The 14,717-nt window shown below is 72.4% G+C and carries 11 protein-coding genes; 4 read left to right on the forward strand and 7 right to left on the reverse strand.

Going from position 1 to position 14,717, the window contains the following annotated elements; all coding sequences use genetic code 11:
* Window positions 1–46: 46 nt before the first annotated feature.
* Both FL583_RS07005 and FL583_RS07010 read right to left on the reverse strand, forming a co-directional pair.
* On the reverse strand, window positions 47–1,102 hold the full coding sequence (locus tag FL583_RS07005; protein WP_205751904.1) for a nucleoside triphosphate pyrophosphohydrolase: 1,056 nt from the start codon (window positions 1,100–1,102) through the stop codon (window positions 47–49).
* Complete coding sequence (locus FL583_RS07010; protein ID WP_142703658.1) at window positions 1,099–1,677, reverse strand: hypothetical protein; 579 nt, start codon at window positions 1,675–1,677, stop codon at window positions 1,099–1,101. Before FL583_RS07010 ends, FL583_RS07005 begins: the two co-directional genes overlap by 4 nt.
* A 134-nt stretch (window positions 1,678–1,811) precedes the next feature.
* On the opposite strand from FL583_RS07010, the gene FL583_RS07015 reads away from it, so the two are divergent.
* A complete protein-coding gene (locus tag FL583_RS07015; RefSeq protein ID WP_142703659.1) occupies window positions 1,812–4,349 on the forward strand; it encodes a protein kinase domain-containing protein in 2,538 nt (845 codons plus the stop codon).
* Here FL583_RS07015 and FL583_RS07020 read toward each other — a convergent pair.
* Entirely contained in the window at window positions 4,346–4,927 is a 582-nt protein-coding gene (locus tag FL583_RS07020; protein WP_142703660.1) for a TetR/AcrR family transcriptional regulator, read from the reverse strand. The two genes, FL583_RS07015 and FL583_RS07020, sit on opposite strands and share 4 nt — an antisense overlap.
* A gap of 89 nt (window positions 4,928–5,016) precedes the next feature.
* Between FL583_RS07020 and FL583_RS07025 the strand changes: the two genes are divergently transcribed.
* Entirely contained in the window at window positions 5,017–5,463 is a 447-nt protein-coding gene (locus FL583_RS07025; RefSeq protein ID WP_142703661.1) for an anthrone oxygenase family protein, read from the forward strand.
* Between the two features lie 49 nt (window positions 5,464–5,512).
* On the opposite strand, the gene FL583_RS07030 is transcribed toward FL583_RS07025, so the two are convergent.
* Entirely contained in the window at window positions 5,513–6,313 is an 801-nt protein-coding gene (locus tag FL583_RS07030; RefSeq protein WP_142703662.1) for a serine/threonine-protein kinase, read from the reverse strand.
* Window positions 6,314–6,434: 121 nt separating this feature from the next.
* Here FL583_RS07030 and FL583_RS07035 point away from each other — a divergent pair, with 121 nt between their 5' ends.
* Window positions 6,435–8,420, forward strand: coding sequence for a cation:proton antiporter (locus FL583_RS07035; protein WP_142703663.1), 1,986 nt, complete (start codon window positions 6,435–6,437; stop codon window positions 8,418–8,420).
* An 80-nt stretch (window positions 8,421–8,500) separates the two neighbouring features.
* Window positions 8,501–10,384, forward strand: coding sequence for a hypothetical protein (locus FL583_RS07040; RefSeq protein ID WP_142703664.1), 1,884 nt, complete (start codon window positions 8,501–8,503; stop codon window positions 10,382–10,384).
* 23 nt (window positions 10,385–10,407) lie between these two features.
* Here FL583_RS07040 and FL583_RS07045 read toward each other — a convergent pair whose 3' ends face one another.
* Genes FL583_RS07045 through FL583_RS07055 form a run of 3 tightly spaced genes read right to left on the reverse strand, consistent with a single transcriptional unit; the run spans window position 10,408 to window position 14,694 of the window.
* On the reverse strand, window positions 10,408–12,636 hold the full coding sequence (locus FL583_RS07045; protein WP_142703665.1) for an FHA domain-containing protein: 2,229 nt from the start codon (window positions 12,634–12,636) through the stop codon (window positions 10,408–10,410).
* Window positions 12,633–13,076 carry a hypothetical protein gene (locus tag FL583_RS07050; RefSeq protein ID WP_142703666.1) on the reverse strand — a complete coding sequence of 148 codons (444 nt, stop codon included), beginning with the start codon at window positions 13,074–13,076 and terminating at the stop codon, window positions 12,633–12,635. Before FL583_RS07050 ends, FL583_RS07045 begins: the two co-directional genes overlap by 4 nt.
* A 13-nt stretch (window positions 13,077–13,089) precedes the next feature.
* A complete protein-coding gene (locus tag FL583_RS07055; RefSeq protein ID WP_205751905.1) occupies window positions 13,090–14,694 on the reverse strand; it encodes a hypothetical protein in 1,605 nt (534 codons plus the stop codon).
* Window positions 14,695–14,717 lie beyond the last annotated feature (23 nt).

The raw sequence follows: 14,717 nt of genomic DNA on the forward strand, positions 1-14,717 counted from the left end.
CGGCCCCGGCCCGCCAGCCCAGCCCCGGCCGGCCGGTCGGCGAGGCTCAGTTCGGGCGCTCGGCTGCCCGGACCTCTTCGGCGAACTTCCGGGCCGTGGCCCGCAGAGCCGCCTCCGCGTCCACACCCGGCTCCCCACTGGCCGCGACCAGCGCGAACAACAACTCCCCCACCGCATCCTCGTCACCCGGCGCCACCAGCCCCGGCGGCAGGGCCGGCGGCGTCACCGGCACTCCGGCCCGGCGGGCCCGGCTCAGGTACTTCGCGGCCAGTGATAGCGCAGGCTGCGACTGCGCGACCCCGTCCAGCGCCGAATCGCGCTTCTTCTCGGCCTTCTTGATCGCTTCCCAGTTGGTATCGACCTCGTCCGCGCCCGACACCGCGCGGTCGGCGAACACGTGCGGGTGCCTGCGCACGAGTTTCGCCACCAGATCGCCGGCCACGTCGTCGATGTCGAACCCCTCGTCGGGGTTCTCGGACGCGACCCGGGAGTGGAACGCCACCTGCAACAGGACGTCGCCGAGTTCCTCGCGCAGGGCCTCGAGGTCACCGTCGAGCAGCGCGTCGTAGGCCTCGTACGCCTCCTCCAGCAGGTACGGCCGGAGCGACTCGTGCGTCTGCTCGGCGTCCCACGGGCACCCGCCCGGGGACCGCAGCCGGTCCATCACCGCGGCGACGTCCAGCAGCCGCGCGCCCGGCGGATCCCACGAGCCGTACAGAATCTCGACCTGGAAGTCGAGCGCCGGGTCGGTCACCAGCCGCTGCGCGAGCAGCGCGGGCACCCCACGGTCGGGCGTATCCCCGTCCCCGGCCAGCCACACAACGGCCCCACCGCCGCCAGCTCCACCACCGCCGGCCACCCCGCCACCAGCCGCCCCGCCGTCGTCGTCAGCACGCGCCGCCGCCTCCAGCAGCCGGCTCAGCGCGTCCTCGGCGTCGTCGCCGACCTCGGTCACCAGGACGCCCGCCGCGCGCAGCGGATCGGCCAGCGGCAGCCACCCGGCCGCGAACACCGGATGGGCCCGGACCGCGTCCCAGGCGTCGGCGGTCAGCAGACCAGCGGGGAGCCTCGGCGACGTGACCAGGACGACGACCCGGCTCAAGACTGGACCGATTTGACCGCGACGTCGGAGCTGACCATCTGCGGGGCCTTGTTGAGGTCGAACTTGCCGTACCGCGGGTTCACGGTGACCGGGTTGGCCTTCTCGGCGTCCTGCAGCGCCTGGGTGTACTTCTTCGCTGCGGAGTTCTGGTCGGCGACGCCCTCCTTGGCCCAATCGCCCAGCTTGCCCTGGTACGCCAGAATGTCGGCGAGCTGGTCGAGCGGCAGCAGCGCCAGCTCACCGGTGATCTGCTGCCGCTGCGGCTCGAGCTCGGCCTTGGCCGCGGAGACCTCGGCCGGCGTGACCGCGGCGCCGACCTTCTCGGTCGCCGAGTGCAGCAGCTGGATGAACACGAGCATGCTGACCAGGTTCGGCTTGGCCGCGCCCGGGTTCTGCTGGACCTGCTGAGCCGAGACCGGGTCGGCCACGGCTTTCGCGTAGTAGTCATCGATCTGGTCGATGCTGATCACGTCGTCGCCCACATAGGCCGCGACGGTCGGATCGGACTTGCACGACGACAGCCCGATCAGCAGGAGGGACGCCGCAACGGCGGCCAGCAGACGACGGAACACCACACGCTCACAAACGCTCGAGGTCGGGTCGGTCCGGATCGTTCGACACCTTAGTGCCCTCGGCCGACAGAACGATGATCCGACCCCGGTTACGGGTGTGTTCGCCGGGACGTGTCAACGCATGACAACCTTGAGGCGTGCTGAGCCCAGGATCTCGCCTCGCGACGTACGAGGTGCGCAAGCGTCTCGCCGTCGGCGGCATGGGCGAGGTCTACCTGTGCCGGCACCGTCTGCTCGACCGGGACGACGCGGTCAAGGTGCTCCGCCCCCACCTGGTCGCCGATCAGGCGTTCCGGCGCCGCTTCCTGCGCGAGGCGCTGTCCGCGGCCCGGCTGCGTCACCCGCACATCGTCACGGTCTACACCGCCGACGAGGTCGACAAGCAGCTCTACCTGGCGATGGAGTACATCCCGGGCGCCGACCTGGCTGCGATACTCGACCGCGAGCAGGTCCTCGAGCCCAAGCGCGCGGTCCGCCTGCTCGACCAGGTCGCCGACGCGCTGGACGCCGCCCACCGGCTCCAGATGACCCACCGCGACGTGAAGCCGAGCAACGTGCTGGTCGAGCGTCCGGGCTCGCCCGACCTCGAGCCCGGCGGTCCGCACGGCGGGCCCGAGCATGCTTACCTGGTGGACTTCGGCCTGTCCAAGAGCGCCCAGGCGATGGACCAGGACATCACGATGACCGGCCAGGTCCTCGGCACGGTCGCGTACATCGCGCCGGAGCAGTTGCAGGGCGCGGTCACCGACGGTCGCTGCGATCAGTACTCGCTCGGCTGCATGGCGTTCGAGGTCCTGACCGGCCAGTTGCCGTTCCCCCGCGACAACCAGGTCGCGGTGATCACCGCGCACCTCACCGCTCCGCCGCCGTCCGCGGTCGCGCTCCAGCCGTCGCTGCCCCGCGCGGTCGACCGCGTGCTCGCGATGGCGATGGCCAAGACCCCGCAGGAGCGGTTCGGCACCTGCAAGGAGTTCATCGACGCGCTGCGCTCGGCCGTCGAGACCGGCGAGACCACTGTGGTCCAGAAGCCGCCGCCGCGGCTCGACCGGCGCACCCCGAGCGGCGCCGAGGCCCGTCAGGAACACGCCTGGGCGAACCCGGCGAACCAGGGCGCGGCGGTCGTCGCCGACGGCGAGTCCCGCCGGTCCCGCCGGTCGGCCGACCGCACCCCGCCTCCGCCGCCGTCGGCTCCGGTCGGAGCGCCCGCGCCCCCGTCGCACAGCGACGCGCCGGACGACCCGCCGTCGGCGGCCAACCCTCTCGATCAGCCGTTGGCGGACGTAGAACCCGCGGCCGGAAAACACGGCGCGGACGCCGAGCAGGCCGGCAGCGGGGGCGGACGGCACGCCGCCGAGCCGAGCGTGCCCGTCGCCGAGGAGACCGAGGCGCCGCCGAAGCCGGTCAGCTCCGACCCGGCTGCCCCGCCCGGGTTCACGCTGCCCGACGACACCCCGTTCGGGCTCGGTCACCTGCAGGAACTGCCCCCGGAGCGGGGCGGCAACCCGTACGGCACCACGCGCAGGCCGACGCCGTCCGGGTCGGCGCCGGTCTCGCCGTCCGGCCCGGCGCCGGTCTCCGGCGGGGGCTACCGGCCGTACACCGCGACCTACCCGGCCGGGGCCCCGCTGCCGACCAGCGCGCCCCCCGCGGCCGGGCGCGCACCGGAGAGCCGGCTCTACCTCGCGGTCGTCGGCGGCCCGGACGCCGGGCGGTTGATACCGCTGCCCGACGGCGAGCGGACGGTCCCGATCGGCCGGGTCGCGATCGGCTTCACCGTGACCGGCTGGACCGTGCAGGTCGCCGGCGACGCCGACACCCAGATCAACGGCGAGCCGCTGCACGGCGTCCGGCAGTTGGCGCCAGGCGACCTGGTCACGGCCGGGCCGTCGCTGATGGAGGTCCGGTCGGCCCGCCACCTGGCCCGGCTGGCCCCGAACGCTCCCCCGCCCGACCCGGTGACGCTCGACCGCGTGGCCCGCGACCGGCTGGCCGGCGCGGTGCGCGGCCCGCAGCATCCGCAGACGCTGGTGACGCGGATCGGGTGGCTGGCCCGGCGTCCCCCGGTGCCGATCGCGGTGCCGGTGGGCAGCGCAGGCGGGATCGCGATCCGGGGGCCGTTGCCGGCCGCGGTGCCGCTGGTGCGCTGGATCCTGACCCAGGCCGCGGTGCTGCACGACGCCCGTGACCTGTCGATCGCGCTGGCCGCCGGGCCGACCGACGACGAGCGCTGGGCCTGGGTGCCGTCGCTGCCGCACGCCCGGCCGGCCACGCCCCCGCTGTCGGGCACGCATGTCGCGACGACGCGGGACGGCGCGCTCGACCTGACGACCCGGCTGCGACAGTTGGTCGAGGTGCGGCGGGCGGCCGCGGGTGACCCGCGGGCACGCCAGTTGCTCGCGCTGCCCCGGGTCGTGGCCGTGCTCGACGACCGGCTCGGCGGCCCGGACTCCGAGTTCGTGACCGCAGCGGGCGGGAGCCTCGGCGTGCACGTCGTCCGGCTGCTGCCGCCGGAGGCCCGGCCCCCGGCGAGCTGCCGGCTCTGCATCGACCTCGACCCGCGCGGCCAGACGCTGACCGTCTGGGTCGCCGGGCGCAACGGCGCTCAGAGCGGGGTCCCCGACGGCGTCAGCGCGCTGTACGTCCGGGAGGTGGCGGACCTGCTGGCCGACAGCTAGCCGGCGACCGCGAGGCGGGCCACCAGCAGGTCGGTCCGCCGCTCGACGTCTTCCGGACGCAACCGGCCCGCTCGGGTCAGCGTGACCAGTCCGTGCAGGGCGGCCCAGAACACCTCGGTGAACAGCCCCGGGTCGACGCCGTCCCCGGCGACCTCGCCCAGGCATTCGAGCAGGGCGGAGAACGCGTCTTTCAGCGGTTCCGGGGTGTCGTCGCGGGCGAACGCCAGGCCGCCGTCGAGCCGGAACATCGCGTCGTAGACGGCCGGGTTCCGGTCGGCGAAGTCGAGGTAGGCGCGGGCGAGCGCGGTGGCCCGGCCGCGCGGGTCGTCGGCGGCGGCGGTCGCGGCTCGTAGCTCTCCGGCCATCTCGGTGGCGCCCTCGAGGGTGACGGCGCCGATGATCTCGCGCTTGCCGCGGAAGTGGCTGTAGAGCACGGGCTGGCTGTATTCGATGCGCTCGGCGAGCAGCCGGGTGGTGACCGCGTCCCAGCCCTGTTGCTCGGCGAGTTCGCGGGCGGTCGCCACGATCAGGCGCTCGCGCTCCGCCCGTTCGCGCTGCTTGCGTTCCTGAACCGACATGCTCGGAATTCTAGCGCCGCTAGACAACCGAGCGACAGTAGGTCTAGCGTTGATTTATCCGCTAGCAACGCTAGGAACGAGGCACTGCCATGCTCGAGGCACTCGAGGTCGTCACGATCGTGCTCGTCGGCCTGATGGTGGGCGTAGAGCTCGCTGTCGCTTTTGTACTGAATCCGATCCTCTACGGACTGCCCGGCGACAGCGGGTTGATCGGTCGCGCCCACGGCGGCCGGATGCTCGGCGCGCTGATGCCGTTCTGGTACGTCGGCTCGCTCGTGCTGGCCGCGATCTGGGCGGTGGCGGCCTGGCGCGACCCCGGGATCGAGCTCGTCGTCGTCGCGGCCGGGTTACTGATCGTGAGCGTCGTGATGTCGGTGCTGCTGCTCGTTCCGATCAACAACCGGAGCAAGACGTGGACGCCGGAGAACCGGCCCGCGGACTGGAAAGAACAGTCGCAGCGCTGGGACCGCTTCCACTACGTGCGCGTCGCGGTCATCGTCGCCGCCTTCGCTCTGCTGGCGACAGCCCTCGCCTGAGCCGCCGCACTGGACCGTTCCTGCGGTGGCTCGCCGGGAAGCGTAAAAATCAGGCAGTCACCAGTGATTCGAGACGTTCGGCAACGGCGAGCGCGCTCGACGGGCGTTCCGTGCGGTCGGCGGCGATCGTCCAACGGACGATGTCGGCGAGGGTCTCGTCGAGGCCGGGCGCGATGGTCGGGGGCGAGGAGAGGACCTTGCGGAGCGCCAGGACCGGGTCGTGGTCCGGGAGCTCGCCGTGGAGGCCCTGCTGGGTGAGCGCATAGTGCAGCGTGACGCCGAGGGAGTACACGTCGCTGGCCCGGGACGGGGGCTCGCCGTGCAGCACGTCGGGGTCGACGAACTCGATCGAACCCAGGGAACCCATGCCGGTCAGCGTCATGCCGGGGGCGAGCACCTGGGAGAGGCCGAGGTCGGAGAGGCGACCGCCCTCGGGGTGCAGCAGGACGTTGCCGGGCTTGATGTCGCGGTGGACGATGCCGGCCTCGTGCAGCGCGTGCGCGGCCCGGGCCGCGTGGGCGACGGCCCGCAGGGTCGCGGACTCGTCGAGCAGGTACGCGGGCTCGGCCAGCGAGCCGTCGGGCAGGTACTCCATCGAGTAGTAGAAGACACCGCCCTGCTGGCCCGCGTCGTACAGCGTGACCAGGAACTCGGAGCGGACGGCGGCGAAGGCCGCGAGCTCGCGCGTGGCGCGGCGGAAGACCTCCTGAGTGGTCGAGCCGGACAGCACTTTCACGGCGACCAGTTCGGCCTCGACCGGAAGGCGGGACGGAGTCTTGGCGAGGAAGAACTCACCGTGGTTGCCGTCGCCCAGGGACCGGACGAACTCGTAATCGGCGATTCCTTCCACGTGCCTCTCCTTTAAGTCCGTTTCCCGACGAACCCTCACTTCGGTCGGTCGGCGATGTGAAACTACCGGCCGGAGCCCACTGGATAGGTCGGCTACCGGACTCAGGACAGGAGCGACGCCGGTGACTGCGCACGATGTCGGGCTGCTGATGCTCGATCTGGCCCTGATTCTCGTGCTCGCACGGGTCGGCGGCTGGCTGGCCAGGAAAGTCGGCCAGCCCCCGGTGATCGGCGAGATCATCGCCGGTATCGCCCTCGGCCCGACGATCATCGGCCCGCACCTCTCGACGTTACTGGTACCGGTCGATCTCCGAGTGCCGCTCTCGGCGTTGGCGAACGTCGGGCTGGTGCTGTTCATGTTCATCGTCGGCTACGAGCTGGACCACACGCTGATCCGCGGGCGGGAGCGGGTGGCGGTCAGCGTCTCGGTCGGATCGATCATCCTGCCGTCGGTTCTGGGGATCACGCTGGCGCTGTGGCTGGCTGACCGGCACGGGGTCTCGGCCGACGACCGGCTGCCGTTCGTGCTGTTCCTGGGCGCGGCGATGTCGATCACGGCGTTCCCGGTGCTGGCCCGGATCCTGACCGACCGGGGTATGCACCGCACCCGGCTGGGCGGGCTGGCGCTGGCCAGCGCCGCGGTCGACGACGTGATCGCGTGGTCGCTGCTGGCGGTCGTCGTGACGGTGGCCGGGGCGTCGGCCGAGGCGCAGTGGCACGTGCTGCTCGCGCTGCCGTTCGTCGCGCTGATGTTCTTCGTCGTGCGTCCGCTGCTGCGCCGGTTGCTGCCGGTGCACGCGCGGGCGGGCCGGCTGACGCCTCCGGTGCTCGCGGTGATCCTGATCGGGCTATTGCTCTCGGCGTACGCGGCCGAGTGGCTGGGCGTGCACGTGATCTTCGGGGCGTTCATCTTCGGCGCGGTGATGCCCCGGGAGGGCGGCGAGGCGCTCCGGCAAGACATCCTGGAGAAGCTCGAGCAGGTATCGGTCCTGCTGCTGCTCCCGGTGTTCTTCTTCGTCTCCGGCATCAAGGTGGACCTGCGGAACGTCGGGCTGTCCGGGCTCGGCGAGCTGGCGCTGATCCTGGTGGTGGCGATCAGCGGCAAGTTCGTCGGGGCGTTCGTCGGGGCCCGGCTGCAGCGGGTGCCCCTGCGTCAGTCGTTCGCGCTGGCCACGCTGATGAACACCCGTGGGCTGACCGAGATCGTGATCCTGACCGTCGGGCTGCAGCTGGGGATCCTGGACTCGTCGCTGTTCTCGCTGATGGTCGTGATGGCGATCGTGACGACGGTGATGGCCGGCCCGCTGCTCTCGGCGTTCTACTCGAAGCGCCGGATCGAGCGGGACATCGCCGAGGCCGAGCGGGCGTCGCTGGGGACGGTGGCGGCTCGTCGCGTGTTCGCGGTCGTGGACGACCCGGCGACGCAGAAGGCGGACGTCGAGTTGGCGGCGGCGCTGGTCGGGGCGCAGCGGCCGGCCGAGGTCGTGCTGTCGCGGCTGCTGCCGTACCGGTCGCCGGCGTTGGAGGTCGGAACCGGGCTGTCGGGGGAACTGGCCGAGATGGCGCGCTCGCTGGAGGAGACCGAGCGGTTGGCGGCGCGGGTCCGGCGGGACGATCTGCCGGTGCCGGTCCTGTCGCGGTTCTCGAGCGACGTGGAGCACGACCTGGCGCTGCAGATCGAGGCGTCGGGGCCGGACGTGGTGGTTTTTCGTTCGTCCCGGCCCGGGATGGGTCCGGTGGTGGCCGGTGAGCTGGTGACGGTGGCGTCCGGGTTGCCGGAGCGGCCTTCGGCGGTGGGGGTTGGGTGGGGCACCGATGCCGATTCGGTGGCCGCGTTGCGGGCGGCGGCGTTGATCGCGGCCGCGCGGCGGTTGCCGTTGGTGATCTCGGATTCCGGGCGGCGGGCCTCGGCGGCGGCGACGGAGTTGACCCGGCACGGGGTGGCGACGTCGGTGGGGGCGGTGCCGTCGGATGCGTTGGTCGTGGCAGGTGGGGTGGAGTTGGCGGAGGGGGAGCACGTGGCGGTTCGGGCGGCGCTGGACGCGGATGCCTCTCCGATCGGGGACTGGATCGGGATGGTGCCGGTGGAGGTGCCGGTTCCGGCCTGATTCCGGATCCGGTCGCCGGCTGGCTGCCGGAGGCGGGCTGATCGGTGGAAGCGTCGGGGGGACGCTCTATCGTTCGGGGCATGGCGGAATCGTCGCGGGCGCCGTTGTCGGCTCTTCTCCGGCCGGGAGAGCGGCTCGGCTGGATGTTCCGTGACCGCAAGCTGTTCCGCCGCCCGTTCGGGCAGCCGCCGCCGACGCTCACCGAGGTGCCGCCCGAGGTGGTGGCGTCGGCCCGGGCGGCGAACCCGCACTTCCTCCGGAACATCGCGATCGCGGTACCGGCCGCGCTGATCGCCAGCTTCATCGTCGTCTGTGGGCTGAGCCTCGTCGTCTTCCGTGGGAACGGGGGCGGCTGGGGCTTCCTGGTGATGATCGTGCTCGTGCTGGTGATCTTCGGGCTGGCCGCCGGGGGCGTCTGGCTCGGCGCGCAGAGCGCCCGCACGGCGGCGAACCGGCCGAACGCGATGGCCGCCGAGCAGCGCGCCCGCTACGACCGCGAACTGGCCGACTGGCACTCCCGCAAGGCCCAGTTCGAGCAGCAGGAGCAGCAGCGCAGCGAGCAGTTCCCGGAGTGGTCACCGGCCGCTCCCCCGCCGCAGACCCGTCGAATCGACATCGTCGGCGGCACGCTCTGGGGCTGGGAGGGGCTGCTCACGGTCTTCGGTTCGTCCACTCTGGCCGGCGGCGGCCAGCTCACCGTGCTCGACCTGACCGGCGAGGGCGTCGTCCGCGAGCTGGCCGAGGTGGCCGGCGAGGCCGGCCTCTCCACCGACGTGCAACTGTTCCCGGCCGACCTGGCCTCGGCCGACGTGCTGGCCGGCCTCGACGAGCGTCAGTTCGTCGACGTGCTGGTCGAGGCGGTCCACGGTGGAGAGGGTGGCGACCGGTTCGAGCGTTCGGCCGACGACCGCGTGCTCGGCGCCGTCTGCGCGGTGCTGGCGCCGGGCGGGCTGACGGTGGCCCGGGTGCTGGCGTCCCTGCAGGTGCTGCTCGGGGAGGCGGCTGATCTCCCGGCCGAGGAGCAGGCGCGCGTTCTCGGGGCCTTCTCGGAGCAGTACCGGCACGAGATCGGGCCGCGGTTGCGTCAACTGGAGTCGCTGCTGCACCCGCTGGCACCCCTCGGCAGCGCGGCCCAGCCCCGGCCGCCGGCCCAGCTGTCGTGCATCGCGACGCTGAGCACCGGCAGCACCGCGCGCGACGAGGTGCTGGGTGACCTGGTGGTGCAGCGGCTGACCCGGGGCGCGGCCACCGGCGAGGCCGGCGGTGCCCCGCGCACGATCGCCGTGGTCGGGGCCGACGAGATCGCCCGCCGGCACCTGGAACGGTTGTCGGACGTGTGCGAGCGACGGGGCATCCGGCTGCTGTACCTGTTCCGGCACCTGCGGGGGACGTCGCTGCAGGTGCTCGGGGCCGGGGCGGTCGGCGTGATGCGGCTCGGCAATCACCAGGAGGCGAACGAGGCCGCGGAGTTCATCGGCCGCCAGCAGCGGTTCGTGCTGAGCCGGTTGACCCGTCAGCTCGGCGGGGCCGAGACGCACACGACCGGCGAGTCGGAGACGCTGACCAGGGGTAGTCGTCCGATGCCGTCGGTGCGCCGGCCGTGGCAGGCGCTGTCCGGGCTGGTGGGCAACTCGTCGCGCTCGTGGCGGACGACCGAGGGGCACGCCGAGGGCACGAACTGGAACAACGCCGAGACCTACGAGCGGGCGTCGGAGTTCACGGTGGAGCCGCGGACCCTGCAGGGGTTGCCCGACTATGCGATGTTGCTGGTGACGGCCGGGCAGCAGGGGCCGGTGGTGACGGCGGTCGAGTGCAACCCCGACATCGTCTCGTTGCCCCGGGTGGCGATGGAGCCGCTGCCTTCTTCGGGGGGTGGGTCGCCGATCGGGCAGGTGGCGCCGCCGATGGCGCTGCCCCGGCCGCCGACCCCGCCTCGGGGGCCGGGAAGCCCGCCCGCGCCGTAGGGCGATCGGGCGGGCGTCGGCGGTTACGGGTTGCGGTGGGACTCGTAGCGGAAGCCCCGGCGGCCGAAGACCACCCGGGTGCCCGGGGTCAGCGTCACTTTCTGGTTCGGGTCCAGGCGGGTCCAGGACTCGCTGTTCGGGGGCGCTATGTGCGTCCCGTTGGCCGACGCCAGATCGATGACGTTGACGTCCCAGCCGTCGAGTTCGATCCTCGCGTGGATTCGCGAGACCACGCCCTTCGGGTCGTCGATCCGGAGGGCTCGGGCCCGGCCCTGGAGGACGGCCTCGTCGCGTTCCGGCTCGCGTCCGACGACGTAGTCGGTGTCGAGGCGGAACGTTGCTCCGTCGTCGAGGACCAGGAGGCCCAGCGGCGGACGGGGACCCGTGCGCGAGACGTGCGTGAGCTGCGCCATCGAGATGCCGCAGACCGCGCAGTACGGCACGCGCGGATCGTTGAAGTGGTCGTTCTTGCAGTAGATGCCCAGCACGATCGGGCGGGCGTCCGCCTCCTCGGCCCCGTCGGCGGGAACCGGGCCCGGCGGCGGCTGGACGTCGGCCGGCGGCAGGGGGCCGGACGTCTGCGTCGGCTCGGCGTCGTCGCCGATGAGCAGGACCGCCTCGAAGGGGGCGCCCGGGTCGAAACCGGCCGGTCGCGGCGCGGCCGGTGGGGCCGACGACGGCTGGAGGGCCGGGTCGGGGACCGGCTGGTCCGGAAGTACCGGTGAGGGTCCGGTGGGCGAGTACGCCCCCGGGGCCGGGGGCGCATCGAACGGTGGCGCGCTGGACGGCGCCGCGCTCGACGGCGGGGCGCTGAACGGGGCCGGGGGCGCGCTGAACGGAGCCGGGGGCGCGCTGAACGGGGCCGGGGGCGGGCCGTCGGGGGCCGGGGGCATGGGGCGGTCGCCGTACGGCGCGTCCCCGTACGGCGGAGGCGGCGGGAGCGCCGGGTCGCCGTAGGATGCCGGGCTTCCGAACGGGGCGGGAGGAGCGGGCGGCGCGTCGCCGAACGGCGCCGGCTCCCCGAACGGCGCCGGCGGCGCGGACGACGGGGAGACCCCGTACGGCGCTGGCGGCGCGTCCCCGAACGCCTGCGGCGCAGGCGGCGGCGATTCGTCGCCGAACGGCCGTGGCGCAGGCGGCGGTTCGTCGCCGAGCGGCCGCGGCGGAGCGGAGTCGCCGAACGGAGAAGGCGGCGCGGAGTCGCCGAACGGCGCGGCGGGCGGCCGGTCACCGTGCGGCTCGGAGTCCCCGAACGGCACCGGCGGCGCGGATGCCGGAGAGTCGCCGAACGGCGCCGGCGGCGCCGATGACGGTGAGTCGCCGAACGACGGCCGGTCACCGAACGGAGCAGGCGGCGCCGAAGCCGGCGAATCGCCGAACGGCGCGGGCGGCGCGGGCGGCGCGGAATCGTCAGCCGGCGGCAGCAGCGGAGCGGACTCCGCCGGAGCCGAGAACGACGCCGGCGGCTCGTAGCCACTCCGCGACACCGCCGCCGCCCCCCGAGGCGGCACCGCGTCCGACTCCACCGACCCCGGCCTCGGAACGAACTCCGAATCCCCGTCGAACGGCGTGAACGCCTCCGTCCGCTGCAACGGCTCGTCGTCAACGTCGTCGTCGTCATCCACCGCCACGAGCGACGGCCGCACCCCGGAAGACACCGCCGTCGCGGTGACCGAAGGCGCCGAAACCTCAGAAACCACCACCGGAGCCACAGCCGGCGCCGGAGCCACGGCCGGCGCCGGACCCGGAGCCACGGCCGACGGAGGCCCGAACACGAACCCACCCGCCCGGACGACCCCACCATCGAGCCGCAACCACGGGTCAGCCGAACCCGCCCCGAGCGCGTCGAGCTCACCGCGGATCACCCGAGCCGGCGCCGCGATCATCCGGTCGACCCACGTCAACGCGTCCCGGCCGTCGAGCACGATCTCGCCGTCGTCGGTCACGACCGCGACCTGCACGTCCCCGTGCAGGATCACCGCCACGCCGTCGCCGACCGGACCGAACGCGGCCAGCGCCGGGAACTCGTCGGCCGCCGAGATCAGCAGCGACGCCAACCGGCGCCCGAGACGACGCCCGTCGCCGCCGGCCGCCGACGCGATCACATCGAGGATCGACGCCGTCCGCTCGTCGTCGCCCTCGGGCGCCGCGTAGAGCAGCACGAGATCGCCGTACCGGGCCAGCAGGCCGGAGCCGGCGACCGGCGCGAGCGTCCGGTCGTCGGGCTTCTCATCGGTGTTACCTGTGGTCACACGAACCTCCCACCCCGGAACCGCCAGTGGATCGAGAACACCCTCATCGGGCCGTTCGCGAAGGCCCAGACTGCCATCCAAACCAGGATGAAGAGAATCCAGTAGGAAAGTGACTGCAATCCGGTGAGCCCGTCGATGCCCGGGACGACGCCCGACAGCAGCAGCGCCCAGACGAGCAGCCCCTCGTTCACCAGCGTCAGCAGGCCGAACAGCGTCGGCCAGTCCTTCTCCCACCGCCACTGCATGAGGAAGTGGTACAGCAGCTCCCAGAGCACGCCGACGACCGTCACGGTCACGATCACGGTGTAGGCGATCCGGTATTTACTGCCGAGAGCCACCCCGAGCGGCAGGAACGGCGTCACGACCAGCGCCACCAGCCCGCCGATGACCAGCGTGAACACGATCCGCGACTGGATCCGGCCCCATAACGTGGGCAACATGTGAACAATCCCCTCAGATCTGCTTGTTTCGTGCCCACTTGAGCCACTGACTCACCGATCGAGCCGGCCCGATGCGACGAGCGAAGCCCCGCCGTGCGAGGTCGTCGGCGATCTCCTGCGCGGCCACCTGCAGGCCGAGGAACGTGTCCACACCCGGGAAGTACCCGCCCAGCGTCGGCGACCCGGACGCGTACATCCGGCCCTCGCCGTTCGCCGTGCCCTTCAGCTCGAACGACCGCTCCACGTCCAGGCGCCCGACCGGGTTGCGGCCGACACCGCTGTGGTCCATCAGGTCGGCCAGCAGCCGGTGCTCGCGGATGTCGGCCTCCAGGCCGGTGCAGTCGATGATGAAGTCGGCGGCGATGTCGGTGAACTGTCCGTTCCCGAGCTTCACGCGACTCGTCGTGCGCCCGTCCGGGCCCACCGACACCGCCTCCGCCGTGCCTTCGAGCGTGTGGTACCAGTTCTGCGCCCGGCCGGCGTTCATCTGGGCCTGCCAGCGCCGCCGCCACGGGGTGTTGGTGCCTCCCATGTCCTTGTAGGCCTGAGCCCGGTCGGCGCCCTCCAACTTCCGGACGCGCGCCTTGAGCTGACCGCCCCACACCGACTTCGGGTAGTTGAAGCCCTGATAAGCGAAGCCGTTGCCGCCCTTGCGACGCAGCCACGGCCCCTTGCCGTGCGATCCGCGGATGTAGGTGCGGAACAGGTGCACGATCTGCGTCTGCAGGCCGTACCTCTCCCGGTCGTCCATCAACCGCTGGAGAACCCGCGACGCGACGATGCCACCCCCGCGCACCAGCACGGTTCCTGGTCGCGAGCGCAGGAACGTATAGACGTGCTCGTGGTCCTCGTACGCGTTGACCACGTGGTGGAAGTCCTGGTGCTTCGTCCGGAAGTCCTGTAGCTCGGGCAGGAACTTCAGGCCCGGGTAGCCGACGCCGACGTGCACGTACTGCGACCGGTAGGCGATGCGCTTGGTCGCGGTGGCGCCGTCGGGGGGCGTCAGGATCGTGAAGTAACCGCCACCGTGACGGCGGCGCACCATCCGCACCTGGCCCTTGACCAGCATCTCCCACCAGCGGATGCGCTTGGCCTCCCGCTCCAGGTTCTCGAACACCATCCCGGCCCGCGGGGTGTAGTAGTCCGCGAACAGCGGCTCGACCAGGACTTGCCAGGCCGCCTTGAGCGATTTGTCGCGGAGGGTCTCCTCCATCGCGTACGACGGAAAGCCCCAGATGTTGTCGGGCCGCGACGCCGAGTCGGACCGGATGCGCTCCGGGCGGGGGATCTGCGAGACCCGGGTCAGGTACTCGTAGGTCTGCCACGGGGTGTCGATGTTGGACAGGATGCGGATCTGCTCGGTCGGGACGCCGGCGATGCGCAGGTAGTCCACCGTGACGAACGACCCGATACCCCCACCGATCGTGATGAACGGAACATCGACGATCGGGATGCCGGCCGCGGCCACCATCTGGTCCGACCAGATGCTGGTCTCGAGTAACTGCGGAGTGAGGTCGCCCCCGCCGGTCGGGGGGACCGACCTCGGCGGTGCGGCAACGGGGCCGGCCGCGTACCCGGGCCCCACACCGGGCGTCTGACCGGGATACGGACTGCTCATGACCCCTCACCATCTCGTTCGCA

Source organism: Cryptosporangium phraense, from assembly GCF_006912135.1.
GTDB lineage: Bacteria > Actinomycetota > Actinomycetes > Mycobacteriales > Cryptosporangiaceae > Cryptosporangium > Cryptosporangium phraense.

Coding starts and splice junctions, on each gene's coding strand:
- FL583_RS07050 (WP_142703666.1), bottom strand. CDS start 13,076: ATGTTGCCCACGTTATGGGGCCGGATCCAGTCGCGGATCGTGTTCACG.
- FL583_RS07025 (WP_142703661.1), top strand. CDS start 5,017: ATGCTCGAGGCACTCGAGGTCGTCACGATCGTGCTCGTCGGCCTGATG.
- FL583_RS07055 (WP_205751905.1), bottom strand. CDS start 14,694: ATGAGCAGTCCGTATCCCGGTCAGACGCCCGGTGTGGGGCCCGGGTAC.
- FL583_RS07040 (WP_142703664.1), top strand. CDS start 8,501: ATGGCGGAATCGTCGCGGGCGCCGTTGTCGGCTCTTCTCCGGCCGGGA.
- FL583_RS07020 (WP_142703660.1), bottom strand. CDS start 4,927: ATGTCGGTTCAGGAACGCAAGCAGCGCGAACGGGCGGAGCGCGAGCGC.